General features: G+C 68.8%; 26 protein-coding genes. 8 read left to right on the top strand and 18 right to left on the bottom strand.

What is annotated here, in order from left to right:
• The 4 genes from F787_RS0105605 to msrB all read right to left on the bottom strand — a co-directional run bounded on the left by F787_RS0105605 (position 1) and on the right by msrB (position 3,215).
• Positions 1 to 606 carry a hypothetical protein gene (locus F787_RS0105605; RefSeq protein WP_028491567.1) on the bottom strand — a complete coding sequence of 202 codons (606 nt, stop codon included), beginning with the start codon at positions 604 to 606 and terminating at the stop codon, positions 1 to 3.
• A gap of 1 nt (position 607) precedes the next feature.
• On the bottom strand, positions 608 to 1,519 hold the full coding sequence (gene pilM, locus F787_RS0105600) for a type IV pilus biogenesis protein PilM (RefSeq protein WP_028491566.1): 912 nt from the start codon (positions 1,517 to 1,519) through the stop codon (positions 608 to 610).
• Between the two features lie 353 nt (positions 1,520 to 1,872).
• On the bottom strand, positions 1,873 to 2,757 hold the full coding sequence (locus F787_RS0105595; protein WP_028491565.1) for a rhodanese-like domain-containing protein: 885 nt from the start codon (positions 2,755 to 2,757) through the stop codon (positions 1,873 to 1,875).
• Positions 2,758 to 2,801: 44 nt separating this feature from the next.
• Positions 2,802 to 3,215: a peptide-methionine (R)-S-oxide reductase MsrB gene (msrB, locus tag F787_RS0105590; protein ID WP_028491564.1), complete on the bottom strand. Its 414-nt coding sequence runs from the start codon at positions 3,213 to 3,215 to the stop codon at positions 2,802 to 2,804.
• A gap of 116 nt (positions 3,216 to 3,331) precedes the next feature.
• On the opposite strand from msrB, the gene F787_RS0105585 reads away from it, so the two are divergent.
• Entirely contained in the window at positions 3,332 to 4,411 is a 1,080-nt protein-coding gene (locus F787_RS0105585; protein ID WP_028491563.1) for an EAL domain-containing protein, read from the top strand.
• 14 nt (positions 4,412 to 4,425) lie between these two features.
• On the opposite strand, the gene F787_RS0105580 is transcribed toward F787_RS0105585, so the two are convergent.
• From F787_RS0105580 to F787_RS0105565, 4 genes are read right to left on the bottom strand one after another with little or no spacing between them, the layout of a single operon-like run.
• On the bottom strand, positions 4,426 to 7,509 hold the full coding sequence (locus F787_RS0105580; protein ID WP_028491562.1) for an efflux RND transporter permease subunit: 3,084 nt from the start codon (positions 7,507 to 7,509) through the stop codon (positions 4,426 to 4,428).
• The gene (locus tag F787_RS0105575; protein ID WP_028491561.1) at positions 7,506 to 8,645 is read right to left on the bottom strand and encodes an efflux RND transporter periplasmic adaptor subunit; all 1,140 of its coding nucleotides are present in this window, start codon (positions 8,643 to 8,645) and stop codon (positions 7,506 to 7,508) included. The genes F787_RS0105580 and F787_RS0105575 overlap by 4 nt, the downstream gene beginning before the upstream one ends.
• Before the next feature lie 7 nt (positions 8,646 to 8,652).
• Positions 8,653 to 9,099 carry a cytochrome c gene (locus tag F787_RS0105570; RefSeq protein WP_028491560.1) on the bottom strand — a complete coding sequence of 149 codons (447 nt, stop codon included), beginning with the start codon at positions 9,097 to 9,099 and terminating at the stop codon, positions 8,653 to 8,655.
• A gap of 16 nt (positions 9,100 to 9,115) precedes the next feature.
• A complete protein-coding gene (locus F787_RS0105565; RefSeq protein WP_028491559.1) occupies positions 9,116 to 9,757 on the bottom strand; it encodes a TetR/AcrR family transcriptional regulator in 642 nt (213 codons plus the stop codon).
• A gap of 113 nt (positions 9,758 to 9,870) precedes the next feature.
• Between F787_RS0105565 and F787_RS0105560 the strand changes: the two genes are divergently transcribed.
• Entirely contained in the window at positions 9,871 to 11,268 is a 1,398-nt protein-coding gene (locus F787_RS0105560) for a glycoside hydrolase 100 family protein (RefSeq protein WP_028491558.1), read from the top strand.
• Positions 11,265 to 13,445, top strand: a complete 2,181-nt coding sequence (locus F787_RS0105555) for an HAD-IIB family hydrolase (protein ID WP_028491557.1) — start codon at positions 11,265 to 11,267, stop codon at positions 13,443 to 13,445. The genes F787_RS0105560 and F787_RS0105555 overlap by 4 nt, the downstream gene beginning before the upstream one ends.
• Before the next feature lie 2 nt (positions 13,446 to 13,447).
• Here the strand turns inward: F787_RS0105555 and F787_RS0105550 are convergent, their stop codons facing one another.
• Positions 13,448 to 14,209, bottom strand: coding sequence for a sulfite exporter TauE/SafE family protein (locus F787_RS0105550; protein ID WP_018869158.1), 762 nt, complete (start codon positions 14,207 to 14,209; stop codon positions 13,448 to 13,450).
• A 16-nt stretch (positions 14,210 to 14,225) separates the two neighbouring features.
• Here F787_RS0105550 and F787_RS0105545 point away from each other — a divergent pair, with 16 nt between their 5' ends.
• Positions 14,226 to 14,876, top strand: coding sequence for a DUF4124 domain-containing protein (locus tag F787_RS0105545; protein WP_028491556.1), 651 nt, complete (start codon positions 14,226 to 14,228; stop codon positions 14,874 to 14,876).
• A 39-nt stretch (positions 14,877 to 14,915) separates the two neighbouring features.
• Here the strand turns inward: F787_RS0105545 and argB are convergent, their stop codons facing one another.
• The 3 genes from argB to coaBC all read right to left on the bottom strand — a co-directional run bounded on the left by argB (position 14,916) and on the right by coaBC (position 17,574).
• Complete coding sequence (gene argB / locus F787_RS0105540; RefSeq protein ID WP_028491555.1) at positions 14,916 to 15,779, bottom strand: acetylglutamate kinase; 864 nt, start codon at positions 15,777 to 15,779, stop codon at positions 14,916 to 14,918.
• 73 nt (positions 15,780 to 15,852) lie between these two features.
• On the bottom strand, positions 15,853 to 16,314 hold the full coding sequence (dut, locus tag F787_RS0105535) for a dUTP diphosphatase (protein ID WP_028491554.1): 462 nt from the start codon (positions 16,312 to 16,314) through the stop codon (positions 15,853 to 15,855).
• Between the two features lie 3 nt (positions 16,315 to 16,317).
• On the bottom strand, positions 16,318 to 17,574 hold the full coding sequence (gene coaBC, locus F787_RS0105530; RefSeq protein WP_028491553.1) for a bifunctional phosphopantothenoylcysteine decarboxylase/phosphopantothenate--cysteine ligase CoaBC: 1,257 nt from the start codon (positions 17,572 to 17,574) through the stop codon (positions 16,318 to 16,320).
• Positions 17,575 to 17,669: 95 nt separating this feature from the next.
• Here coaBC and radC point away from each other — a divergent pair, with 95 nt between their 5' ends.
• From radC to F787_RS0105515, 3 genes are all read left to right on the top strand, one after another.
• Positions 17,670 to 18,341 (top strand): DNA repair protein RadC, encoded by a 672-nt coding sequence (gene radC, locus F787_RS0105525; RefSeq protein ID WP_018869163.1) that lies wholly within the window; start codon positions 17,670 to 17,672, stop codon positions 18,339 to 18,341.
• A 102-nt stretch (positions 18,342 to 18,443) separates the two neighbouring features.
• A complete protein-coding gene (locus F787_RS0105520; protein WP_018869164.1) occupies positions 18,444 to 18,641 on the top strand; it encodes a type II toxin-antitoxin system VapB family antitoxin in 198 nt (65 codons plus the stop codon).
• Positions 18,638 to 19,003, top strand: a complete 366-nt coding sequence (locus tag F787_RS0105515; RefSeq protein ID WP_018869165.1) for a type II toxin-antitoxin system VapC family toxin — start codon at positions 18,638 to 18,640, stop codon at positions 19,001 to 19,003. Before F787_RS0105520 ends, F787_RS0105515 begins: the two co-directional genes overlap by 4 nt.
• Positions 19,004 to 19,009: 6 nt before the next feature.
• On the opposite strand, the gene bioF is transcribed toward F787_RS0105515, so the two are convergent.
• The 3 genes from bioF to F787_RS0105500 all read right to left on the bottom strand — a co-directional run bounded on the left by bioF (position 19,010) and on the right by F787_RS0105500 (position 21,713).
• Entirely contained in the window at positions 19,010 to 20,194 is a 1,185-nt protein-coding gene (bioF, locus tag F787_RS0105510; protein WP_028491552.1) for an 8-amino-7-oxononanoate synthase, read from the bottom strand.
• Positions 20,195 to 20,259: 65 nt separating this feature from the next.
• Positions 20,260 to 21,258 carry a biotin synthase BioB gene (bioB, locus tag F787_RS0105505; RefSeq protein WP_028491551.1) on the bottom strand — a complete coding sequence of 333 codons (999 nt, stop codon included), beginning with the start codon at positions 21,256 to 21,258 and terminating at the stop codon, positions 20,260 to 20,262.
• Positions 21,255 to 21,713, bottom strand: a complete 459-nt coding sequence (locus tag F787_RS0105500) for a hypothetical protein (RefSeq protein WP_018946665.1) — start codon at positions 21,711 to 21,713, stop codon at positions 21,255 to 21,257. Before F787_RS0105500 ends, bioB begins: the two co-directional genes overlap by 4 nt.
• Before the next feature lie 76 nt (positions 21,714 to 21,789).
• Between F787_RS0105500 and F787_RS0105495 the strand changes: the two genes are divergently transcribed.
• On the top strand, positions 21,790 to 22,500 hold the full coding sequence (locus tag F787_RS0105495) for a ComF family protein (RefSeq protein ID WP_028491550.1): 711 nt from the start codon (positions 21,790 to 21,792) through the stop codon (positions 22,498 to 22,500).
• 31 nt (positions 22,501 to 22,531) lie between these two features.
• Here F787_RS0105495 and ubiA read toward each other — a convergent pair whose 3' ends face one another.
• The 3 genes from ubiA to hemB are packed head-to-tail and all read right to left on the bottom strand — an operon-like array spanning position 22,532 to position 25,275.
• On the bottom strand, positions 22,532 to 23,407 hold the full coding sequence (ubiA, locus tag F787_RS0105490) for a 4-hydroxybenzoate octaprenyltransferase (protein ID WP_028491549.1): 876 nt from the start codon (positions 23,405 to 23,407) through the stop codon (positions 22,532 to 22,534).
• Between the two features lie 12 nt (positions 23,408 to 23,419).
• On the bottom strand, positions 23,420 to 24,262 hold the full coding sequence (gene aroE / locus F787_RS0105485) for a shikimate dehydrogenase (protein WP_028491548.1): 843 nt from the start codon (positions 24,260 to 24,262) through the stop codon (positions 23,420 to 23,422).
• On the bottom strand, positions 24,259 to 25,275 hold the full coding sequence (gene hemB / locus F787_RS0105480) for a porphobilinogen synthase (protein WP_028491547.1): 1,017 nt from the start codon (positions 25,273 to 25,275) through the stop codon (positions 24,259 to 24,261). The genes aroE and hemB overlap by 4 nt, the downstream gene beginning before the upstream one ends.
• Positions 25,276 to 25,278 lie beyond the last annotated feature (3 nt).

The raw sequence follows: 25,278 nt of genomic DNA, 5'->3' as shown, positions 1-25,278 counted from the left end.
TCAACGGGGTGTCCTCCCGGGCCGGAAGACGAACCGCAGCGTGTCTTCCCCGCCGTGCAGTTCGAACTCGGGCTCGCCCTCGCCCTCGTATGCACCCGTTTCCCCGAGTACTTCCAGATAGGGCGGCAGGTCGTCGGCCCGCAGGGCGCGGCCCTCGATCGCGAGTTCCCCGGTGTCGCCGTCGATATGCATGCGCTCGATCCAGATGTTCGTGGCCTCGGGGCGGGTCGCCGCCCGGGCCAGGCCGGTCAGGGGTTCCGCCGGGGCGGAGGCCCGGGCCTGGTCCAGACGGGCCTGCAGCAGCGCCTCGGCTTCCGCCAGTCGTTCGCGGCGAAGTTCGGCCCGTTCCGCGGCGGCCTGTGCCGAACGAACCTCGGGTGTGTCGCGCAGGTCCCGGAGTTCCATCAGGCGTTCCTCGGCCGCCTGCTGTTCTGCCTGTGCCGAGGCGAGCTCGTCGGCGCGTTCCTGCGCCGCCCGGTATTCCACCGTCCACAGGAACAGACCCAGCAGCAGCGAGACCGCGAACAGGAGCAGCAGGCGCCAGCGCGGCGGCCATTCGCGGCGGAGGTCGAGTTCTTCCCGGTACAGGTCGAGACTCTGGTGCATGTCAGGCGCCTCCGGCGGCGTTTTCCGGGGGCGGGGCGGGAGACGGTTCCGGTGGGCCGAACGCCGCGCCCAGTGCGCGCGCGCAGCCGGCACCGCCTTCCGGCAGGCCCTCCGCAAAGCGGCTCAGCGGGATCCAGCGGGCTTCCATCCGGAGCTGGCTGCTCAGGTAACCGAGGGCCTCGTCCTCCACCGGCATGTCCCCCATCACCGCCAGGTTCCGGATCGGCGGCAGGGCGAAGTGGCCGTCGTAGTAGTCCAGCGCACGCTGGATCTCCAGCAGCAGCGTGTCCGGGCCGCCAGCGCCGTCGTCATCGATGGCCACGTCCACGTGCCGCGCCACGAACAGGTGGGTGCCGTACACCAGCAGGATGGTGGCGGAGCGGGCTCGCGCGTACAGGAGCACCAGGCCGCTGACTGCCTCGGGCAGTCGTGCCGCAAGATTGCGCAGGGCGAGTTCCGGGAGCCCGACGCTGGCCACGCGCAGGCCTGCCCGGCGCACCGAGTGAATGGCCCGGCGCACGTGGTCCGCCGGGGCTACGGCCGCGAACACCATGGGTTTTCCGTGGTGGCTGACCCCGTCGCCCATCGGGCAGAAATCGATGACCGCGTGGGTGACGTCGAAGTCGACCAGGTCCGCGACCTGCCAGCGGATCGCTTCGCCCCGTTCTGCTTCCGGGACATCGGGCTGTTCCGTGGGCAACAGACGGAAGGTCCCCTCGTCCAGGACGAGATGCGCGGAATGGCGGCCCAGCCGCTGGCGGCGGACGGTCTGTTCCAGGGCGTCCGGGTCTTCGGGGGTGTCGCAGTACGCCGCATCCGGTTCGACCCGCGCGAGCCCGAAGCCCCGGTCGTGGCAGGCCAGACCCAGGCATCGGGGGGTGCGGTCCCGGAAGCGGCCGAGCAGTCCTTTCATGTGTGGGTGTCCGATCGGGTAATGGGCCCGTTGCGCCGGTCGCGGACGGCGACTGGCCACAATTATGTGACGCAGTTTGCAGTATTTCGAGGGTGCTTGTCTTCTCTGCGGGCCGGAATCCCGGGGCGGATCGGCAGGAGGCCAGCCCCCCGGCGGATGGCGGCGGTAGGCCGGCCCCCGGCCGTCGGGGCACCGGTTGGGCCGGATCGGCGAGGGGGCTCGCCTCCTACAAGGGGGGTGTCGATGGGTGCCCGTTCGGCAGGAGGCCGGCCCTCCGGCCGATGTCGGCGGTGGACCGGCCCCGGTCGTCGGGGCACCGGATGGCCTGATCGGTGCGCTACCCGGAAGCGGGGCTATTGCAGCACTTCCTCCTGGAAGGCCTTGAAGCCGCCTTCCATGAAGTAGTAATCCTCGATCCCGTATTCTTCCAGGGTGTACTGGAAGGCCTTGATTTCGTGCCCGGTGATGTCATACACGAGCAGCGGGGCGTCGGAGTCGCGGGCCTGTTCCAGATAATCCTCCAGGGCTTCGGTGTCCCCCGCCGGGATGTTGGTCTCGGAATTGAGGAACAGACCGATCTGGTCCTGTTCGAACGGGCGCCGGATGTCCAGCACCCGGGCATTGTCGCGCTGCGCGCGCTCGGAGAACTCGATCGGCGGCAACAGGCGCTCGCGGAATTCGTTGAAGTCGATCAGATCGGCCCGTTCGATCGGCGCCTCTCCGAACAGGGCGGTGTCCTCGGGGTAATGCTCGGCCCAGTCGAAGATGCCGTAATCCATGGCCATGGCGTCGTCGAAGCCGGCGGCCTTCATGCGTTCCACGGCCTGATAGCTCATGAAGCAGGTATGGCCCCGGCAGTAGAAGGCGACCGGCTTGTCCGGGTCCTCTTCGTGGATCTCGAGCACCTTGTCGACGAAGTCCTCGTCGTCGATGCTCACGTGCCGTGCGCCGTCGATGCGCAGGGTGTCGTATTCGTAGCGCGTGCGCACGTCGATGACGTGGACCTCGTCGCGGGCGTATTTCGCCGCCAGCTCCTCGAGATCCAGGGCGTCCACGTAGAAATAGATGGAGCGTCCCGGCGGTTCATACCCCTCGGCCTCGGGATCGAGTTCCATGTCACCGGGCTCTGCGGTGTCTCCGGTGCTGGCGGCAGCCTGACCGGAGAGTGCCAGCAGGCCGGCGGAGAACAGGGCGAGAGTAAGGCGAGAGGGCTTGAAAAACATGGCGAACTGCTCCATGGAAGGTCGACTGCTCCCACTTTAGACACTTCAGCGTGTGGTTTCTACTCCGGGCCGTTTACTTCGCGTGGCCGGAATGCCAGGACTGCGGAGTTGATGCAGTAGCGCAGTCCCGTGGGCGGCGGACCGTCCGGAAAGACATGCCCCAGGTGCGAGTCGCAGGTGGCGCAGCGCACCTCGGTGCGCTCCATCCCCAGTGAACGGTCGCGGTGTTCGTCGACGGCGTCCTCGCTCGCGGGCGCGGTGTAGCTGGGCCAGCCGCTGCCGGAGTCGAACTTGGCGCGGGAGTCGAACAGCGCGGCTCCGCAGGCGACGCAGTGATAGGTGCCGTCCGCCTTGTGGTGGGTGTAGTCGCCGGTGAACGCTCTTTCCGTACCACCCTCGCGGGCGATGCGGTATTGTTCCGGCGTGAGACGTTCGCGCAGTTCGGCGTCCGTCGGGCGATCGGTTTGACTCATGCAACCTCCGGGTCGATAGGATTGTCTGTCAACACGTGATGGTTATGGTGATGGGACCCGCAGGATGACGCCGGGTTCTCGTCGCCCGACCAAGGAAAAGACCGCTGGAGGTGGTCGTGGGTTGTCCCGATTGCGAACGTATTGACCTGCTGCCGGCAGCGTCCGGCACCCTCTATCTGGCGCCGGTCCTGGCGCATACCCGCGCGGCCCTGCGTCAGCGCATGGTAGACGAACAGCTGCCCTGTGCCGAGCCGGCTTCCGGGATCCTGGCGTTGCCGGTTAAGGGCACGGGCGGACTGGGCGAGATGCTGGTACGGCTGGAGCAGGTTCTGAGCAGTTCGGAGCAGGCCGGTTGTCGCGCGACCTTCGTGCCCGAGGGCGAGGACTTTGGCCTGGGGCACCTGCAGGACACCCACCTGCTGTCCACGCTGATTGCCCGGCACAACGCCCGCGATCTCTCCACGATCCTGGCCAACGATGCCCTGGACTTCCACTTCCAGCCCATCGTGCATGCGACGGACCCTTCGGAGGTCTTTGCCTACGAGGCCCTGGTGCGGGCCGCCACGCCGGCGGGTGATCCGATCCCGCCGTCGGAGCTGTTCAAGACGGCGCGCAACGCCGAGTTGCTGTTCCATCTGGATCGGTCGGCCCGGATCAACGCGATTCGCCGCGCCAGCGAACGCGGGATCGGCAGCCGGCTGTTCATCAACTTCAATCCGACCGCGATCTACGACCCGGCCTTCTGCCTGGAGACCACGGTGCGCGAGATCATGTCGCGCCCGGCGGACCGGGTTGGCCCCAGCGGCTTCGTGTTCGAAGTCATCGAGAGCGATCAGGTCACGGACATCGAGCACCTGTCACGGATCGTGGAGCGCTACCGGCGGGCCGGGTTCCAGGTGGCGCTCGACGACCTGGGGGCCGGCTACGCCTCGCTGAACATGCTGTCGCAGCTGCGCCCGGATTTCGTGAAGATCGACCGCGAACTGGTCAGTGGCATCGACGGTGACGTCTACCAGCAGAAGATCCTCGACAAGATCGTCGAGCTCGCCCGAGACCTGGATATCCAGGTGGTGGCCGAAGGGATCGAGACGGCCGACGAGTGGCGCTGGCTGAAGGACCGGGTCGACTACTGCCAGGGCTACCTGTTTGCCCGGCCGGCCGCCGAGCCGCCCATGCCCGTGCACCCGGAGGCCTGACAGCGTATCCGTACTTACCCCTTGGCGGGTGCCGGTCCGAATCGGTGCAGGATCACGAACAGGGCCGGGATTACCACCAGCGTGAGAACGGTCGCGGCCAGGATGCCCCCGATGATGACCGTGGCAATCGGCGAGAAACGTTCGGCCCCGACGGCCATCTCCAGGGCCAGCGGCAGCATCCCGGCGATTGTGGACAGCGCGGTCATCATGATGGGGCGCATGCGGGTTTCCACCGCCTCGGTCACGGCGGCATAAATGTCGCGGCCCTCGGCGAGCCGGCGCCGGGCCAGGTCGAGCAGGATGATGCTGTTGTTCACCACGATGCCGATCAGCAGGATGATCCCGAGCAGCGCCGGCATGGAGACGTACTTTCCGGCGATCAGCAGCGCGGCGACCACGCCGATGAACTGCAACGGAATGGCGGTCATGATGATGACGGGGTGGGCGAAGCTGCGGAACTGCACGACCAGCAGGAGGTAGACCGCCAGTGCGGCCAGCAGCAGCGCCCGCATCATGTGGTCACGCGCCTCGTCGAAGTCCGCCTGCTCGCCGGCCAGCGTCGCCGGGTAACCGTCCGGGGCGTTGAACGTGTCCAGGCGCTGCTGGACGTCGGCGACTACCTCGGAAAGTGGGCGTCCCAGGTGGAAGCCGAGGACGTCCAGGGTCCGCTGGCCGTTTTCCCGCGTGACGATGCGCGGGCCGAGGGTATGTTCAAGGCTTGCGACCTCGCTCAGGGCGACCGGGCCCTCGCGGGTGGGCAGCAGGATGCCCTCCAGGTCCTCCGGATAGCGGCGGTCCGAGGCCTGGTAGCGCACGATCACGTCCAGGTCCCGCTTTGGTGGCTGGCGGAAGCGTGTGGCGACGGCGCCGTCCATGGCCTGGTGAACCGCACGGGCAAGCCCGGCCCCGGTGAGACCGAGTTCGGCGGCCCGGTCATGATCGACCCGGACCCGCACCTCGGGGGTGTCGAGGGCCCAGTCCTTGTACAGGTCGGTAATCCCGGGAATGCCGGCAAGATGGTCCAGCAGTTCGCTCGCCGTGCGGTCCAGGGTTTGCGCCTGCTCGCCACTGATCCGGGCGATGATCGGGGCGGCGGTTGACGAGCGCGCGGTGCCGCCGAGTTCGCGGGGCACGGCGCGGGTCACGCCCGGCGTGGCCTCCAGGCGCTGGCGCACGTCGTCCATGATCTCCCATTGTGTGAGGGAACGTTGCGTCCGCGGCAGCAGCGTCACCGTGATCTCGGCCTGATTGACGCCCATGGCGCCGCGGTCGCCCATCGAGCGGGCCCCGGCTTCGTGGCCGAACTGGCCGCTGACATCCACGACGTATTCGTGTTCGGCCAGATACTGCTCGACGGGTTCCAGGGTTGCCAGGGTGGTGTCTAGCCGGGTGCCCGGCGCCAGGTCGACCAGAACCTGGAAACTGCCCGAGTCGAAACGCGGCAGCATCTCGCTCCCGGTCATGCGGAGCATGCCCAGGCTGAGGGCCAGCAGCATGACCGCCACTGCCAGCGTCGCCAGCGGACGCTTTAGCGCCAGGGCCAGCACGTCCAGATAGAGGTGACGGACGCCGCGCGCCGGTGCCTCCAGGGTCTCCCGCCAGCGCGGGGTGGCGGTCGCCGTTGCAGGGCGCAGCCAGTAGGTGGCCAGCAGCGGGATCAGGGTGACGGCCATCACGAACGACGCGCCGAGGGCGAAGGCCAGGGTCAGCGCGAGGGGGCGGAACAGCTCGCCGACGAAGCCGCCCATGAACGTGAGGGGCAGCAGTACGCCCAGGGTGGTCAGCGTGCCGCCCAGCTTGGCGCCGAAGACCTCGCCGACCCCCTGGATGGCGGCCTGGCGCGGCGGCTGGCCCTCTTCGTCCAGGTGACGGTGGATGTTCTCGAGGATCACGATGCCGTCGTCGACCAGCAGGCCGATCGCCAGGATCAGCGCCGACATGGTGACCATGTTCAGATCCAGACCGGCCAGTTGCATCAGGCCGAAGGTCGCCAGGAACGCCGCCGGTATGGAAAGGGCGATGATCCCGGCCTGACGCAGATCGGCGAGAAACAGCAGGACGATCACCATCGTCAGGGCGATGGCGATCATCACGGTCTGCGTCATGTCGGCGATCACCTTCTCGGTGAACACCGAATCATCGTCGGCGACGACGATGTCCAGCTCGGGCGCGGCGTCGCGCAGGGGTCCCAGCGCCTCGCGCACGCGCGCGGCCACCTCCACCGTGTTGGCATCGTCCCGCCGCAGCACCTGCACGGCGATCGCCGCCCGGCCGTCATGACGGTAGGCCGAGCGGGGCTCGCCGGGCTCCAGACGGACGCGGGCGATATCGCCCAGGCGCACGCGGGTATCGTCGTCCGCGATGAGGATAATCCCGCGTGCATCGGCCTCGCTGCGCAGCGGCGCGTCGAACCGCACCACACTCTCGAGCTCACCGATGCGGACACGACCGCCCGGCGCCATGAGATTCCAGTCGTCGAGGGCCTCCAGTACCCGGGACATGTCGATCCCGAGGGCCTCGGTGCGTTCGGGATCGAGCGCAACATGAAGTTCCCTCTTGTGTCCGCCGACCACGTCGATCGCGGCGACGCCGGGGATCCATTCGAGCCGTTCCCGTATCGCGTTGTCGGCCTGTTCGCGGATCGCGTCGAGCGCCAGGGTGTCGCTGGTCAGGGCGATGGTGACGATCGGCTTGTCGGCTGTTGAGAACTCCAGGATCTGCGGTTCTTCGATGGTGGCAGGCAGGTCCGGGCGCAACCGGCCGACGGCGTTCTGGACGTCCACCGCGGCGAGGGCGCTGGTGATGCCGTAGTCGAATTCCACCCGTGCCACGGACAGGCCGGTCTGGCTGGAGGAACGGATGCGGGTGACGCCATCGAGGCTGGCAAACTCCTCCTCCAGCAGGCGTGTGAGTTCGCGATCGACATCCAGGGCCGCCATGCCGGGGTATTCCGTGATGACCGTGACGGTCGGCGGATCGGTATCGGGAAACAGCTGGACGGGCAAATCGAAGCGCGCCTGCAGGCCCAGGATCAGGGCGGCCGCCAGAAGGGCCAGTACCGTGTGCCGGTACCGAAGGAGGCCTTCGACCCAGGTCATCGGGGGCTGTCGTCCACGGCGTGCACGGGCATCCCGTCCCGGATCCGGCGATCCGGCGTCACGATGATGCGGTCACCCGGCTCGATGCCCTCGAGAATCGCCTGTTCTCCGTTCGGCAAGGACCGTGTCACCACTTCCGTGCGGTATGCGCGTCCGTCTTCCAGCCGATAGACCCACTGGTGATCGGTGTCGCTCCGGACCGCGTGAGCCGGCACGCGGATGACCGGGTCCACGTGATCCAGGACGACCCGTGCCTGTACGGCCATGCCGGGGCGCAGCCCCTCCGGTGGGTCGGACAGACGCGTTTCGAAGCTCCCGCTGCGCCGGGTGGGCTCCAGTGTGGGGTGGACCCGGTCCAGCCGGGTCGTCACGGTACGTTCCATGGCGGGGATGGTCAGCTCGACGTCCAGGCCAGGTTCGAGCAGCAGGATGTCGCGCTCCGGCACGCGCAGGACCGCATGCAGCTTCTCGAGGCCGACCAGTTCGATCAGGGGCTGGCCCGAAGCGGCCAGGTCGCCGGGGCGGACATGGGTGCGCTGCACCTGGGCGGTGAAGGGGGCCCGCTCCGTTGTGTATTCGAGGCGTTTGCGGGCCAGTTCCAGCGCGGAGCGGTTCTCCCGGAGCTGGGTTTCCAGTGTGGCGACGCGCTGGCGAGCGTCGTCGAGTTCGCTTTCCGGGATCAGATCCCGGGCAAAGAGATCCTGCTGGCGATCGAGGTTGCGCTGGGCGGTGGCCCGTTCCCCATCCAGGCGCTGGTCGGCGGCCTTTCTCTGGCGGACCTCCAGACGCGTCTCGTCGGTATCCATGCGCACCAGGACTTCACCCGCTTCGACCCGGTCGCCGGCGTTCAGGGGGCTTTCCAGTACCTGGGCGGTGATCCGGGCCGAGATGGTCGTCTCGTCGTGGGTCTCAATGCTGCCCCGATACACAGGGCTATAGAACGTGGCCCGCGTGGGTTCCGCGGAGATCGTGGTGACGGCCGGCGGTGGCACGGCGCGCGCGGCCTCGGGGAAAAACCTTTCCGACAGCCGGTCCGTCGCGCTCCAGGCCGTCACGATCACCACCCCGGCCAATGCGAGGAGGCCCAGGGTCCGCCGAAGGCCACGGCGTCTGGATGAGGTGCGGGAGGCGTTCATGTGCTGCTCAGCGTTCCGGCGCATTTTCCGGGGACAGGGCGCTGACCACGTCCTCGCGGAATGCACTGTGGCAGGCGATGCAGGCATTCACGAGCCTGCCGTGGTAGCGGATGGACTGGTCCAGATCCTGGTCCCGCGCCGCGTTGGCAAGCCCTTTGGCGGTTTCGTGCACCCGCTGGTCCAGCGCACGAAACTCGCTGACTCGCGACCCGACTGCCGACAGGACACGCCGCCGCTCGCCGAGCGAGGGTTTCGGGTGATCCGCGATCGCCTCGGCGGCCTCGGTGGCGGTGTCGAAGTCCTCGACGAACAGCGCGGACTGCACCCGGTTCATGTCGTCCGCGAGCCCTTGCATCACGGACTGAAAGGTATCGGCCGCCGCAGTGCTGGCCAGGGGCATGGCGAGAACGGCGACGACCAGGGCGGCACGGCTTGTGGCTCGGGGGAAAAGCATATCCAGTCTCCTCGGGTTAGTCGGATGTGTTCGCGTGCGGGCCGGGTGCCTGATCTGGCGGGCCCTGCGGTGCCCCCAATGCAGGCTCCAGCAGGCGCCAAAGCACCTCGCCCTGCTGGTCAAGCGGAAACTCGAAGTCGGAGAGCGACCAGCGCATGACCAGCCCCTGGATCAGCGCCACGATCAGGCGCGCGGTCTCGGCCGTGTCCAGGTCCTGGCGAAAGCATCCCTGGTGGACGCCGTCCCGGAGCAGTTCCTCCAGCCGCGCGGTATAGCGGTCGATGATGTCGCGGACCACGGCCTTCAGCTCGGGGTCTTCCAGATGCAGGCGTTCGGAAAAGATCAGACGAGGCAGACCCTTTCGACGACTGATGAACCGCAATTGCCGGCTCAGGAGTTTGCGCAGACGGACGTCGGCCGGCCCTCGTCCGGAGAGCATCGGTGTGAGTACGTCCAGGAGCTTGCGGCCAATGGAATCCAGGGCCGCTCGGAAGATGGCGTCGCGGGTCGGGAAATGCCGGAAGATCGTGGGCTGGGCGATCCCCACCCGGTCGGCAATGGCCTGAGTGGAAATCTCCCGGGTACCGCGCTCGGCCGTCAGGTCAAGCAATGCCCGAACGATTTCCTCGCGTCGCTCTTCACCCGACTTGCGCTTCATGCAAGTAATCACTCGCTTTCTTGATAATAATGCATACTGTATGAAGTTTATGGGAGCGATGCAAGCGGTCCCGGTGCGTGCACAAACGCACGCGTTTACATAGACTCGGGGTCATGAATCAGCTCCCGCCCGATGCCCGTAATCCGACCCTCGAATCCGCCTACCAGCTGCTGCGCGATGCCGAGGTGCGCTATCGCGGGCGTACCGTTGGCACCGTGGCCAGCCTGGACGAGCGGGCGCCCGCGGAGAACTACGCCGACTGCTTTATCCGTGACTTCGTGCCCTCCGGGCTGGTCTATCTGCTGAACGACGAGCCCGAGGTGGTGCGCGACTTTCTTGCGCTGATCCTGCAGATCCGCGACACCCAGGAAGAGATCGAGGGCCACCGGCGTCTGCCGCGGGTGATGCCGGCGAGCTTCCGCGTGTTCACCGACGAGAACGGGCGCGAGTCGCTGGCCGCGGACTTCGGGGATCGCGCGATCGGGCGCGTGGCGCCGGTGGACTCGATGATGTGGTGGGTGCTGCTGCTGCGCGCCTACCAGAACCGTACAGGGGACCACGACTTCATTAAGAGCCCGGATGTGCAGCGCGGCATCCGCTTGATCCTGAGCATCTGCCTGCAGGATCGCTTCGAGGTCTTCCCGACCCTGCTGGTGCCGGACGGCAGTTTCATGATCGACCGGCGCATGGGGGTGTTCGGCCACCCGCTGGAGATCCAGGCCCTGTTCTACGGGATGCTGAAGGCCTCGCTGGCCATGCTCGAGCCCTGTGACAAGGACTCCGAACTGCTGTGCGAGCAGTCCGCGATCCGTACCCGGCAGCTGGCGGACTACATCCGCAACTACTACTGGCTGGACCTGGAACGCCTGAACGCCATCCATCGCTACCGTACCGAGCACTTCGGCCACGAGTCGGAGAACGCATTGAACATCTACCCCGAGAGCATCCCCGACTGGCTGGTGGACTGGATCCCGTCGGAGAGTGGTTACCTGGTCGGCAACCTCGGTCCGGGGCGCATGGATTTCCGCTTCTTCAGCTTCGGCAACCTGCTGGCGGTGCTGTTCGGGCTGGCCGATGAACACGAGTCGCGGCTGATCATGCAGACCTTCGAGCAGCGCTTCGAGGACCTGATCGGCACCATGCCGGTGAAGATCTGCTACCCGGCGATGATGGGCGAGGAATGGCGCCTGCTGACCGGCTCGGACCCCAAGAACACGCCCTGGTCCTACCACAACGGCGGGAACTGGCCGGCGCTGCTGTGGGCCTTTACCGGGGCGGCACTGCGCGTGGGCCGCCCGGACCTCGCCCGCAGCGTGCATGCGGTGGCGGCCGAGCGGCTGCATCGCGACGACTGGCCGGAATACTACGACGGCCGCCACGGCCGTCTGATCGGGCGGCGGGCCAACTACCGCCAGACCTGGTCGGCCACGGCGGTGCTGCTGTCCCAGGCGATGATCGACAACCCCGAAAACCTGTCGCTGTTCGACAGTCCGGAACCGGAGACGCCATGAAGAAGACTCAGAGCAAGTCCCGCCAGGGCGAAGGCCTTTATCTTGTTCTGATCAGCGTGCATGGCCTCATTCGAGGCGAGAATCTGGAACTCGGCCGGGATGCCGACACCGGCGGGCAGACCCTCTACGTGGTCGAACTGGCGCGGGCCCTGGCGCGGCATCCGCAGGTCGGACGGGTGGACCTGCTGACCCGGCGCGTGGTCGACAGCCGGGTCGACGATGACTATGCCGAACCGGTGGAGGATCTGGGTGACGGTGCCCATATCGTGCGCCTGGACAGCGGCCCGAAGCGCTACCTGCGCAAGGAAAAGCTCTGGCCGTATCTCGACTGCTTCGCCGACAACGCCCTGGCGCATATCCGGCGGGTCGGGCTGCGCCCGGACGTGATCCACGGTCATTATGCCGATGCCGGCGATGTCGCGGCGCGGCTGTCCAACCTGCTGGGCGTGCCCATGCTGCAGACCGGGCACTCGCTCGGGCGGGTCAAGCGCGAGCGCCTGCGCGAGGGCGGCCTGTCCGAGAAGGACATCGAATCACGCTACAACATCTCCACCCGTATCCATGCCGAGGAAGAGGCGCTGGCGCACGCCCACCGGGTGATCGCCAGCACCCGTCAGGAGGTGGACGAGCAGTACGCCACCTACGACAACTACCAGCCCGAGCGCATGGAGGTGATCCCGCCGGGGACCGACCTCGAACGCTTCCACCCGCCGAAACGCGGTGAGCGCAAACCGCCGATCTGGCCCGAGATCCGGCGTTTCCTGCAAAAGCCCGACCGGCCGCTGATCATGGCGCTGTCGCGCGCCGACGAGCGCAAGAATATCCGCAGTCTGGTGGATGCGTATGCCGGCAACGAATGGCTGCGCGAGAACGCCAACCTGCTGATCGTGGCCGGCAACCGCGACGACATCCGCGATCTGGAAAAGGGCGCGCGCGAGGTGCTCACGGATCTGCTGCTGCGCATCGACCGCCACGACCTGTATGGCAAGGTGGCCTACCCCAAGCACCACGGCTCGGACGATGTTCCCGATCTCTACCGCCTGGTGGCGGCCACCCGCGGGGTATTCGTGAATCCCGCCCTGACCGAGCCGTTCGGCCTGACTCTGATCGAGGCGGCGGCCAGCGGCGCCCCCATCGTCGCCACCAACGACGGCGGCCCCGACGAGATCGTCTCGCGCTGCCACAACGGCCTGCTGATCGACCCGCTGGATCCCGAGGGGATCGCCGATTCCATCCAGGCGATCCTCGCCGACCGCCCGCGCTGGCAGCGTTATTCGCGCGACGGGCTCAAGGGCGTGCGCAAGCACTATTCCTGGGACGGGCACGCGGAGAAATACGTGCGCCTGCTGCGCTCGCTGTCGCGCGAGGTGCGTCAGGTGCGGCACGAACAGCGCCAGGTCTCCGGTCGCCTGGCGAACGTGGACCGCGCGGTGATCACCGACATCGACAACACCCTGCTGGGCGACACGAAGGCTACCCGGGCGTTTGTCGCCTGGCTGCGGCGCAACCGCAAGCGGGTGGCCTTCGGCGTGGCTACCGGGCGCCGCATCGATTCCGCCGCCGCGGTGCTGGAGGAACACGGCGTGCCGATGCCGGACGTCTGGATCACCTCGGTGGGCAGCGAGATCCACTACGGGTCCGAACAGACCCCGGATCGTGGCTGGGCCCGGCATATCAGCCATCGCTGGGAACCCGATCGCCTGCGCGAGGAACTGGACGGCGAGCCCGGGCTGGTGCCCCAGCCGGACATCGACCAGCGCTCGCACAAGGTCAGCTATTTCGTCGAACCGCCCGGCAGCATCGACGTGGAGGCGATCGAGACCCGGCTGTACCGGGCCGATCTGCATGCCCACGTGATCTATTCCCACGAACGCTTCCTGGACCTGCTCCCGGTGCGGGCATCCAAGGGGCTGGCGGTGCGCTACTTCGCCGACAAGTGGGGCATCCCGCTGGAGCATGTACTGGTCGCCGGTGATTCGGGCAACGACGAGGACATGCTGCGCGGGCGCCTGCTGGGGGTGGTGGTGGGCAATCATCAGCCCGAGCTGCAGTCCCTGCGTGGCTTCAAGCGGATCTTTTTCGCCCGCGCCACGCATGCCCGCGGCATCCTCGAGGGGATCGAGCACTTCGATCTGCTCAACCGCTGCGACGTGCCCGGCAACGGCCAGACCTGCTGAGGTTACGGGACCGGCAGCAGCAGCGCGATGCCGGTGAGGACCGTCACCACCTCGAACGCCCGTTTGACCAGGCGGTTGCCGTAGCGGATCGCCAGCGTGGCGCCCAGATAACCGCCGATGAAGCTGCCGAGGAGCAGCGCCGGCAGCCAGTCCCACTGCACCGTGCCGAAGGTGCCCAGCATCAGCGCGCCGGCGCCATTCCACACCAGCCCCACCAGCACCATGGTGTAGCCGACGGCCTCGGTGTAGCTCATGCCGTACCAGCGCACCAGCCACAGCGTGACCATCAGCCCGGTGCCGGAGGCCAGCGAGCCGTTGAGCGCGCCGATCACGAACAGCCCGGCGGCACCGATCAGGGCGTGGTTGAGGCTGTCGGAGGTGACCCGGCGCTTCTGTCCCAGCTGCGGGCGCCGCCAGGAATACCACCCCAGGGCGACGGTCAGCAGGCCCAGGGCGATCTCCCCGGCGCGTGGCGGGATCTCCAGCACCAGCCAGGCCCCCAGCAGTACGCCCGGTACGCCGGCCCCCAGGATGACCCCTAGTCGAGCCGGGGAAAATGTGCTTTCCTTCACATGTCGCAGGCCGGCGCCCGCCCCCAGGGCCACCGTGGCGATCTTGTGAGTCGCCAGGGCCACCGGGTAGGGCAGGCCGAGGAAGATCAGGGCCGGGAGCTGCAAGAGCCCCGCGCCGCCGCCCGCCAGCGCGGAGAAGCCGTTGGCGATGAGGGCCACGAGCGCGAGCCCGAGATGCTCGAGGATGGACATGAGAGTAAGCGGACCAATGTACGGGAACGGGATGGCTGTCGGGGTGCTGCTCGGCGCCCTGGCCATGCTGCTGGCCATGTCGGTGGCACCGGCGGTGGCCGGCGACATCCATCGCTGGGTGGATGATGATGGCACGGTACGTTTTTCGGACAAGCCGAGGCCGGAATCCAGCGACCGCGAGCGGCAAGTGTACGACCGCCAGGGCTTCGTGCGCGAGGTGGTGCCGGCCCCGCCCACCGCCGAGGAACGCGAGGCCGCGGCCGAGGAACGCCGGCGCGCCGAGCAGGCGCAGGAGTCGGGTGAGGGTGCCGCCCGCGACCAGGCGGCCCGCAAGCGTCAGCTGGAGCGCGCATACGATTCGCTTGCCGAGATCGAGTCCCTGCGTGAGCGGCGCATCGCCGCGCTGGAGAACAATATCCGCATGAGTGAGCGTCAGGCGCGGATCCTCGAGCGCGAACGCGACCGCATCGAACGCCAGCAGGCCCGCAATCCGGACAGCGCCGCGCTGCGGGCGCGCTACGCCGACGAGCTGGAGGACGTGCAGGGCCGGCTGGACCGCGAACGGGCCTACCAGGAACGCCAGCAGGCCCGTATCGACGAGATGAACGCGCAGTTCGACGCGGACGCCGAGGATTACCGCGAACTGGTCCTGGAAGAGGAGGACTGAGCGCGCCGCACCGTGCCGTGCCCCGGGGCGCGGCGCGGGTCAGCGGCTGATCAGGGTGCCCACGCCCTCGTCGGTCAACAGCTCCAGCAGGACTGCGTGTTCCACCCGGCCGTCGACGATGTGGGTGGCGTTCACGCCGCTGCGCACCGCATCCAGGGCGCAGCGGATCTTGGGGATCATGCCGCCATGGATGGTCCCGTCACGGATCATCTCGTCCACCTGCGGCGCGGCGAGCTTCGGCAGCAGCGTGCCGGCCTGGTCCAGCACCCCGGGGGTGTTGGTCAGCAGGAACAGCTTCTCCGCGTCCAGCACCACCGCGAGCTTTTCCGCCGCGGTATCGGCGTTGATGTTGTAGGCACGCCCCTCGCGGTCGAAGCCGATGGGCGCGATCACCGGGATGAAGCTGCTGTGGTCGAGGGTATGCACGATGGCCGGATCCACGCCTTCGACCTGACCGACATGGCCCAGATCCACGTCGGGGTCCTCGCCGCGCAGTGGCGTGGCGCGGATCATCTGCCCGTCCTTGCCGGTCAGGCCCACCGCGCGACCGCCGTAGCGGTTGATCAGGGACACGATCTCCTGGTTGACGATCCCGCCGAGGACCATCTGCACCACGTCCATGGTCTCGCGGTCGGTGACCCGCAGGCCGTCGACGAACTCCGATTTCTTGCCCAGCCGATCCAGCAGGTCACCGATCTGCGGGCCGCCGCCGTGGACCACCACCGGGTTCACGCCCACCTGCTTGAGCAGCACGATGTCGCGCGCGAAGCTCGCCTTCAGGTGGTCCTCGGTCATCGCGTTGCCGCCGTACTTGATGACGATGGTCTTGCCTGCGAAACGCTGGATGTAGGGCAGCGCCTCGATCAGGACATGGGCGACGGAATGGGCGGTGTCGGTGTCCATGGCTGGGGGTCCGGTTGACGTTCGGGGGCGGAGTTTATCACCCGGCGCGGGGCCGCGGTGCGGGCGAACGGCGTCAGCGCTGGCCGGATGAACCGAAGCCGCCGGTGCCGCGCTCGCTTTGCTCGAAGTCATCGACCACGCGGAACCGCGGCTGCAGTACCGGCACGAAGACCAGCTGCGCGATGCGGTCGCCGACGTCGATGGAGATCGGTGCATCACTGCGGTTCCAGGCGGAGACCATCAGCGGGCCCTGGTAGTCGGCGTCGATCAGTCCGACCAGGTTGCCCAGTACCAGGCCCTTCTTGTGGCCCAGGCCCGAGCGCGGGAGGATCATGCCGGCGTAGCCCGGGTCGGCGATGTGCACCGCCAGTCCGGTGGGCAGCAGCTCGGCTTCGCCCGGGGCCAGGTTCAGCGGTTCTTCCAGCATGGCGCGCAGATCCACGCCGGCGGAGCCCTCGGTGGCGGGGGCGGGCAGCGGGAAGTCCGTGCCCATGCGCGGATCAAGGACCTTCAGATCGATTTCCGGGGCGGGCATGCGTCAGTTTCCTTGGGTCGGAGAGGGGTTGGCCGGGTGCGTCTGCAGGCGCTCGGCGATCAGGGTGATCAGTTCGCGGGCCAGGCGGTCCTTGGGCTGGCGTGGCAGTTCGCGTTCGCCGTCGGGCCACAGGCACAGCAGGCTGTTGTCGCCGTGGCCGAAACCCCGGCCGCCGTCCACGCGGTTGGCGGCGACCAGATCCAGGCCCTTGGCGACGAGCTTGTCGCGGGCGTATTCCCGCAGATTGCCGGTCTCGGCGGCGAATCCGACCAGCAGCGGCCGGGCTGCAAGCCCGTCGACCCGCCGGGCCACGTCGGCGAGGATGTCCGGGGTGGGTTCCAGTTCCAGCGCCAGGTCTTCGCGGGTCTTTTTCAGCTTCTGCGCGGCCGGGTTGGAGGGCCGGTAGTCGGCCACCGCGGCGGTGGCGATGAACACCTCCGTGTCCTCCAGCGCCTCCAGTACGGCCGCATGCATCTCCGCCGCCGTTTCCACCGCATGCGCCTGCACGCCGGGCGGTACCGCCAGCTCGCAGGGCCCGTGCACCAGGGTGACCCGGGCGCCGGCATCGCGCGCGGCGGCGGCCACGGCAAACCCCATGCGTCCGGAGCTGCGGTTGCCGAGGTAGCGCACCGGGTCCACCGGTTCGCGGGTCGGCCCGGCGGTGATCAGGACACGGCGGCCCTGCAGCGGGCCGGGGGTTGTATCCAGCAGGGCGGAAGTGATGGTCGCGGGTTCCGCCATGCGTCCGGCGCCCTGCTCGCCACAGGCCTGCTCGCCGCTGTCCGGCCCGACGAACCGCACGCCGCGCTCGCACAGGGTGGCATGGTTGGCACGGGTCGCCGGGTGTTCCCACATGCGGTGGTTCATCGCCGGTGCCAGGGTCACCGGGGCGGTGGTGGCCAGCAGCAGGGTGGTCAGCAGGTCGTCGGCCAGCCCCTGGGCCATGCGCGCCATCAGGTCGGCGCTGGCGGGGGCGACCACGACGTGGTCGGCCCAGCGCGCCAGCGCGATGTGGTCCATCCCGGATTCCGCTTCGGCGTCCAGCAGATGGGTGCGCACCGGCTCGCCGGACAGGGCCTGGAAGGTCAGCGGGGTGACGAAGGCCTGCGCCCCCGCGGTCATCACCACGCGCACCGCGCAGCCGCGGCGGCGCAGTTCCCGCACCAGCTCGCAGGCCTTGTACGCCGCGATGCCGCCGCTGACCCCCACCAGGATGCGTGGCCCGCCGGAGTCCCCGTCGCTGCAGGTCGTTTCGTTCATTCGGTAGATTCTAACAGCGGGCCCGCCGTCGCGGCTTGCGCGCGCTGGCCGGGCGGGGCAGGATCGAACCGGATACGGACCACAGGGAGGTGGACATGGCCATCACGGACTGGCCGGCGGGCGAGCGCCCGCGCGAGAAACTGCTGGAACGCGGTGCCGCCGCGCTGTCGGATGCCGAACTGCTGGCGATCTTCCTGCGCACCGGCGTGACCGGCAAGAGCGCGGTGGATGTCGCGCGCGACCTGCTGTCCCGTTTCGGGGGCCTGCGCCCGCTGCTGCAGGCCGACGAGGCCGGGTTCTGCGCGGCACCGGGGCTGGGGCAGGCCAAGTATGCCCAGTTGCAGGCCGTGCTGGAGATGGGCCGTCGGCATCTGGAGGCGGACCTGGAGCGCGGCGAGGCGCTGACCTCGCCGGCGGCCACCCGCCGGTTCCTGAGTGCCCGCCTGCGCGACTACCCGTTCGAAGTCTTCGGCGCGCTGTTCCTCGACAATCGCCACCGGGTGCTGGCGTTCGAGGAGCTGTTCCGCGGCACCATCGACGGCGCCAGCGTGCACCCGCGCGAGGTGGTGCGGCGGGTACTGCACCACAACGCCGCCGCGGTCATCCTCGCCCACAACCATCCTTCCGGCGTGGCCGAGCCCTCGCGCTCGGATGCGCTCATCACCCGGCGCCTGAGCGAGGCACTGTCGCTGATCGACGTGCGCCTGCTGGATCACCTGATCATCGGCGACACCGCCGTGTCGCTGGCCGAACGCGGCGAGCTGTGAGAGTAACCCGCGAGGCATGTATGCATAAAACGGCATCGGATGGTGTATTATTAGTGCATCGGCGAACGGGGCCGGTCCGGCCGGAGTCGCGGGAGAGGAGCCATGCGGACAACGATCAACATCGACGACGAGTTGCTGGAAGAAGCGCGACGCATGACGGGGGTGAGCGAGAAGACGATCCTCGTTCGGGAAGGCCTGCGGGCGCTGGTGGAGCGCGAGAGCGCCCGTCGCCTCGCGCAACTGGGCGGCAGCGAACCCGACCTGGAGGCGGTTCCCCGCCGGCGCCCGATGGCGGGATGATCCTCGTCGATACTTCGGTATGGATCGATCATCTGCGCGAGGGGGAGCCGGAACTGGAGGTTCTGCTCCATGAATCGAGGGTGCTGGTCCATGCCTTCGTGATCGGCGAGCTCGCATGCGGAAATCTGCGCAACCGGGGCGAGATCCTGCGGCTGCTGGGCGACCTTCCGCACGCGACCCGGGCAACGGACGAGGAGGTGCTCGCGTGCATCGAGGCCCGCGAATTGATGGGTCGCGGTATCGGGTATGCCGATGCCCATCTGCTTGCTTCCGGCTTGCTGACGCCGGGCACGCGTCTGTGGACCCGGGATCGACGGCTGCATTGCGCGGCCGCCGACCTGGGGGTTGCCCGCGGCGCCTGACGAGGCTCAACCTCCGGGGCTGGCGTGGAGGGCGCGCTCGAGTGCGTTCAGCAGGGCGTCGACCTGGGCTTCGTTGTGGGCGGCGGACAGGGTGATGCGCAGGCGGGCCTGGCCCTCGGGGACCGTGGGCGGGCGAATGGCGGGAACCAGGAAGCCGGCCTGCTGCAGGCGCTCGGCGATGGCCGTGGCGCGCGCCGCATCGCCGAGGATCACCGGCTGGATGGGCGTGTCCGGCGGTGGATGGGGCAGGCCCAGGGCATCCAGTCCGGCGCCCAGCCGCCGGATCAGGGCGCCCAGATGATCGCGGCGGTCGCCGGCCGCCCCGGCGATGCGCACGGACGCCAGGGTAGCGGCGGCCAGCGCGGCGGGCATCGCCGTGGTGTAGATATAAGGCCGGGCGGTCTGGATCAGGGTCTCGATCAGCGCTTCGCTGCCGGCGACGAAGGCCCCGGCGGTGCCGAAGCCCTTGCCCAGGGTGCCCATCAGGATCGGTACGTCGCCGGTATCCAGGCCGAAATGCTGGCAGCTGCCGCCCCCGGTCTCGCCCAGCACGGTGAAGCCGTGGGCGTCGTCCACCATCAGCCAGGCGTCGAACTCGCGGGCCAGCGCGGCCAGCTGCGGCAGCGGGGCGATGTCGCCGTCCATGGAGAAGACCCCGTCGGTGACGATCAGCCGGTGGCCACCGGCGGGTGCCCGTTCGAGGCGCTGGCGCAGGTGTTCGGGGTCGCCGTGGCGGTAGCGCTGGCTGCGCGCGCCGGACAGGCGCACGGCGTCGATCAGTGAGGCGTGGTTCCAGCGGTCCTCGAACACCGTGTCGTGGCGCCCGACCAGGGTCTGCACCAGCGCGAGATTGGCCATGTAACCGGTGGAGAAGACCAGTGCCCGCTCGCGCCCGGTGAAACGCGCCAGCGCCTGTTCCAGCTCGGCGTGGGCCCGGGTGTGGCCGTTGATCAGGTGGGCGGCCCCGGCGCCGGTGCCGTATTCGACCAGGGCCTCGCGGGCGGCGGCGCTGACCGCCGGGTCGGCGGCCAGGCCGAGGTAGTCGTTGGAGCAGAAGGCGACGACCGGCTTCCCGTCGATGATCTGCTCCGGCTGCTGCGGCCCGTCGAGCGTGCGCAGGCGACGCCACAGCCCGGCCTCGCAGACGGTCTCGAGGCGCTGCTGTAGGAAGCGTTGCAGGGAGTCGCTCATGCCCGGCCGGGGTGCCTGCGGCTGCGTCGTGGAGGAGAAGGCCCGCCCGTCCGGCGGGCCCGGGGTCACGCGCTGCGCGCGGCGGGTTCGGCGGCGTCCTCGCCGGTGTGCCCGTCGGCGGTTTCCGGCTGCAGGCCGAGGCGCTCGAACAGGGCGAGGTCGTGATTCTCGCCCGGGTTCGGCGTGGTCAGCAGGGTGTCGCCGTAGAACAGCGAATTGGCGCCGGCGAGGAAGCACAGCGCCTGCATCTCGTCGGACATCTCGGTGCGCCCGGCGGACAGGCGCACGTAGGAGGCGGGCATCACGATGCGCGCGACCGCGATGCTGCGCACGAACTCCAGCGGATCGATGTTCTCCACGTCCTGCAGCGGGGTCCCCTCGACCTGGATCAGCTGGTTGATCGGCACCGACTCCGGGTGCTTCGGCAGGTTGCCCATCTGCTGCAGCATCCGCGCGCGGTCACGGCGCGACTCGCCCATGCCGAGGATGCCGCCGCAGCAGACGTTCATGCCGGCCTCGCGCACGTGCTCCAGGGTCTCCAGGCGGTCCTGGTAGGTGCGGGTGGAGATGATGTGGCCGTAGAACTCCGGCGAGGTGTCGAGGTTGTGGTTGTAGTAGTCCAGCCCTGCCTCGGACAGGCGCTGTGCCTGCTCCGCCTTCAGCATGCCGAGGGTCATGCAGGTCTCCAGTCCCTCGTCCTTGACCGCGCGCACCATCTCGATCACGCGCTCGAGGTTCCGGTCGGTGGGGTTGCGCCAGGCCGCGCCCATGCAGAAGCGGGTCGCGCCCTGGGCGCGGGCGTTGCGCGCGGCCTCGACGACTTCGTCGACCGGCAGCAGGCGCTCGCGCTCCAGTTCCACGTCGTGGTGGGCGCTCTGCGGGCAGTAGGCGCAGTCCTCGGGGCAGGCCCCGGTCTTGATCGACAGCAGCGTGCTGACCTGCACCGCATTGGGGTCGAAATGTTCCCGATGGGCGGTCTGCGCGCGGAAGATCAGGTCGTTCAGCGGCAGATCCAGCAGGGTTTCGACTTCCTCGGTGGTCCAGTCGTGGCGCAGCTCGCTCATAGGTGGTGCTCCTGGTCGGCCTCGGCCGGGACATCGATGTCCGACCACGGCTCGCGATAGATGGTGTAGAGGGCATACAGCGACCACGGCAGCAGGATCACTGCGGCCACGGCCCAGTAGGCGCGATAGTAGTCGATGTCGGGCGGGAAGAAGGTTGCCACCACGATCAGCGCGCCCATCAGGCCGTACAGCCGGTAGGCGGCCCACTGGGTGTGGTGCCCCACGCGCGGGTCGGGGTGATGCTTGTTCAGGGCATAGACGACCATGGATCCCCCGAACCACAGGATCAGCGGGACGATCCCCACGATCGCCGCGATGATGAAGCCCACGCCGACCCCGTCGCCGCCGACGAGGAACAGGGGGATACCGGCCACGCTGATGACGATGACGTTCCCGATATCGAACAGCGATGCCGCCCGCCGCGATCGGCGTCCGGAGATGGTCTTCGTTTCCATGAGCTATCCTGCCGGTAAAAGGTCGGAGTTTAGCATCATGGCACGCGGCCCTTCATGGATGACGGGGAAAGCGGGAATACGGGTACGGCGCTGGCTGGAGGGGCCGTTTCCGTCGGCCTGCGGGCTTTGCGGGGCCGGCGTTGGTTCGGGCGATGCCCTGTGCGCGGGCTGTCTGGCGGAACTGGAACGGGTGGTGGCCCCCTGTCCGCGCTGTGGCGAGCCGGACACCGTGGCGGGTCCGTGTCCCCGGTGTCGGGATCGCGACCCGCGGCTGGCGGCACTGCATGCCCCGTGGCGCTATACATGGCCGCTGGATCGCCTGATTCTCGCGCGCAAGCATGCCGATGACGCGACCGCGGCACGCGTGCTCCGGGGGCTGGCCCGGCGCGCGGCCGACGAGCTGGCGGATGCACAACATGGCACGGACCCGGGGCCGGATTGTGTGGTCCCGGTGCCGCTGCATCCCGAGCGTTACCGCGAGCGTGGCTTCAATCAGGCCCTGGAACTGGCGCGCGAAGTGGCGCGGGTGCTGGAGGCGCCGCTGGCGTCGCGGCTGGTGGTCCGGGTACGTGCCACCGAATCGCAACAGGGGCTGGGGCGGCGCGAACGCCGTCGCAACGTGGCACGCGCCTTTGCCCTGAGACCCGGCGCGGAGCTGCCGCCGGCGGCCCGTGTGCTGCTGGTGGATGACGTGGCGACCACCGGAGCCACGCTGGATGCGCTGGCGGAGGCCCTGTATGCGGCGGGGGCGGCGCGGGTGGAGGCGCTGACGCTCGCGCGGGCCTGAGGTGCGTCGTTCGCGGGGCGCGGTTGGCGGCTCAGGAGGCCGCTCGCCACAGGTGGTCGCCGATCATCGCCAGCATCACCACCGCGCCGAGATAATGATTGTTCCTGAACGCCCGCAGGCAGTCGGCCGGCTCGCGTTCGGCGATCAGGAACTGCTGGTAGAACATCAGCGCGGCGACCACCGCCAGCCCGGCCATGTACACCCCGCCGAACTCCAGATTGCGTCCCAGCAGCAACAGGCCGATCCAGACCATCACCTGGAGCGCCCCGGTGATGGCGCGGTCCAGCTCGCCGAAGGCGATGGCGGTGGATTTCACCCCGATCTTCAGGTCGTCCTCGCGGTCGACCATGCCGTAGAAGGTGTCGTACACCGTGGTCCATGCGAGGGTGATCACGAACAGCAGCCAGGCCTCCGGCGGCGGCAGTTCGTTGTTGACCGCGGTGAAGGCCATGGGCACTGCCCAGGCGAACGCCGCGCCAAGGTGCACCTGCGGGAAATGGTGGAAACGCTTGGAGAACGGATAGGTGCCCGCCAGCAGCATCGCCACCACCGAGAACGCGATGGTCAGCGGGTTGGTGAACAGCACCAGCACGAAGGCCACCAGGCACAGCGCCGCGAACACCGCCAGGGCCTCGCGCGGGGTGATGCTGCCGATCGCCAGCGGGCGGTCGCGGGTGCGCGTGACATGGGCGTCGAAATGGCGGTCGGCGTAGTCGTTGATCGCGCAGCCGGCCGAGCGCATCAGGGTGACCCCGGCGACGAAGATGAACAGCAGATGCCAGGGCGGCAGGCCGTCGGCGGCGATCCACAACGCCCACAGCGTCGGCCACAGCAGCAGGTAGATGCCCACCGGCCGGTCCAGCCGGGTCAGGCGGGCGTACTCGTACAGGCGCTCGCGCGGGGTCATGGCCGGGGCGGGTCAGTCGGCGGCTTCGTGGCGCAGGGTCGCCAGCACCGGTCCGGTTTCGGGGTGCACCCCGCGCCAGATTGCGAAGGCCTCGGCGGCCTGTTCCACCAGCATGCCCAGACCGTCGCTGCTGAGTGCGCAGCCGTTCGCCTCGGCCCAGTCGAGAAAGCGCAGCGCGGCCGGGCCGTAGACCAGGTCGTAAGCCGTGGTCCGCGGACCGACCAGACCCGCGGGCAGCTCCAGCGCATCCTCGGACAGCCCGGCGGCGGTGGCGTTGAGGATCAGATCGAACGGGGCGTCGGGCAAAGCGTCCAGCGCGCAGGCCTCCAGGCGGGTGTCGCCGGCGAGATCGGCGAAGTCGTGGGCGAGGCCCTCGGCCCGGGCCGGGGTGCGGTTGGCGATCATCAGCTTGGAGGGTCGGCGTTCCAGCAGCGGCTGCAGGATGCCGCGGGTGGCGCCGCCGGCCCCCAGGATCAGGATGCTTCGACCGGTCAGTTCGCAGCCGAGGCGGTCTTCCAGATCGCGCAGCAGGCCGACGCCGTCGGTGTTGTCGCCATGGATGCGGCCGTCGTCGCCGGTCCACAGGGTGTTGGCGGCCCCGGCGCGGCGGGCGCGGTCGGAGAGGACGGCCGCGAGCTGGCAGGCGTCTTCCTTGAACGGGACGGTCACGTTGACGCCGCGCAGTTCCCCGGCCAGCCAGCCGCCAACCTCTTCGGCGAACTGCCCCGGGGTGCCGCGGCGTGCCTCGTAGGTCATCGCCTGCCCGGTCTGTTCGGCGAACAGGGTGTGGATGCGCGGCGACAGGGAATGATGGATCGGGTTGCCCACCACCGCGTAGCGATCGGGACGGCTCATGACGTGGCGTCCTCCGCCAGCCATTCGGCCGCCGCCCGGGCGTAGTAGGTGAGGATGCCGTCGGCGCCGGCGCGCTTCATGCCGGTCAGGGCCTCCAGCACGCAGGCGCGTTCGTCGAGCCAGCCGCGTTCGGCGGCGGCCTTGAGCATCGCGTATTCGCCGGATACGTGGTAGACAAAGGTCGGGCGCTGAAAGCGCTCGCGGATGCGGTGGACCACGTCGAGATACGGCATGCCCGGCTTGACCATCACCATGTCGGCACCCTCCGCCAGATCGGCGGCCACCTCGTGGATCGCCTCCTCGCCGTTGGCCGGATCCATCTGGTAGGTCTCCTTGCTGCCGCGGCCGAGGTTGCCGGCCGAGCCCACCGCGTCGCGGAACGGGCCGTAGAAGGCCGAGGCGTACTTGGCCGAGTAGGCGAGGATGCGCGTGTGGACCTGGCCGTCGTCTTCCAGCGCGCTGCGGATGGCGCCGATGCGGCCGTCCATCATGTCCGAGGGCGCGACCACGTCGGCGCCGGCCGCGGCATGCGAACGCGCCTGGCGCACCAGGGCCTCCACGGTGATGTCGTTCACCACATAGCCGTCGTCATCGATGATGCCGTCCTGGCCGTGGGTGGTGAACGGGTCCAGGGCCACGTCGGTGATCACGCCCAGATCCGGAAGCTCGGCCTTCAGCGCGCGAACCGCGCGCTGGGCGAGGCCCTCCGGGTTCCATGCCTCGGCGGCGTCCAGGCTCTTCTTCTGCACCGGGACCACCGGGAACAGGGCCAGGGCCGGGATGCCCAGGCGGTGGCCGGCGGCAGCGTCGACCAGCAGCTGGTCAATGGAGACCCGCTCCACGCCGGGCATCGAGGGCACCGGTTCGCGGACCCCTTCGCCTTCGGTCACGAACACCGGCAGGATCAGGTCGTCGGCGCTCAGGCGATGCTCGCGCATCAGCCGCCGGGAGAAGGCATCCCGGCGCATGCGGCGCGGACGGCTGGCGGGATAGGGGGCGATGGGGGCGGTCATATG

Source organism: Thioalkalivibrio sp. ALE19 (assembly GCF_000428605.1).
GTDB lineage: Bacteria > Pseudomonadota > Gammaproteobacteria > Ectothiorhodospirales > Ectothiorhodospiraceae > Thioalkalivibrio.
This window is presented reverse-complemented; position numbering and strand designations above follow the sequence as displayed.